The organism is Citrobacter sp. U14242 (assembly GCF_046555775.1).
In the GTDB taxonomy this organism is placed as follows: domain Bacteria; phylum Pseudomonadota; class Gammaproteobacteria; order Enterobacterales; family Enterobacteriaceae; genus Citrobacter.
The window spans coordinates 1-285 of the sequence record NZ_JBKGLW010000041.1; the positions used below are offsets into that span (position 1 = coordinate 1).

The window sequence follows — 285 nt, forward strand, 5'->3', positions numbered from 1 at the left end:
CATAGCTGCTTGCCATAAATCGTTATGTCTCCCGTTCTGACAGGTAAATTGGTTTCCTTGTTGATCCCCTCGATATCCAGTACACAGCCGGACTTCCCTTCAGGAAAGGAAACAAGCACACGGGTTACCTTCAGCCGCGTCTCCCACCGGGCCAGTGCGGTCGCAGACGCGGCGATTATTTGTAGACGGGTCATATCATCCCGTGGGTTATCCACCAGCGAAAACAGATCACTGCCATAGTCACGGACAAGAACCCGGCTCCCGATGGGCGTGGTCAGTATGTCG

General features: G+C 54.0%; 1 protein-coding gene. It reads right to left on the reverse strand.

The window, feature by feature from the left end:
* Nucleotides 1-281 (reverse strand): GPW/gp25 family protein (locus ACLJXE_RS24350; protein WP_410752239.1); only part of this gene is annotated, 281 nt, incomplete at its 3' end.
* Nucleotides 282-285: the final 4 nt, after the last annotated feature.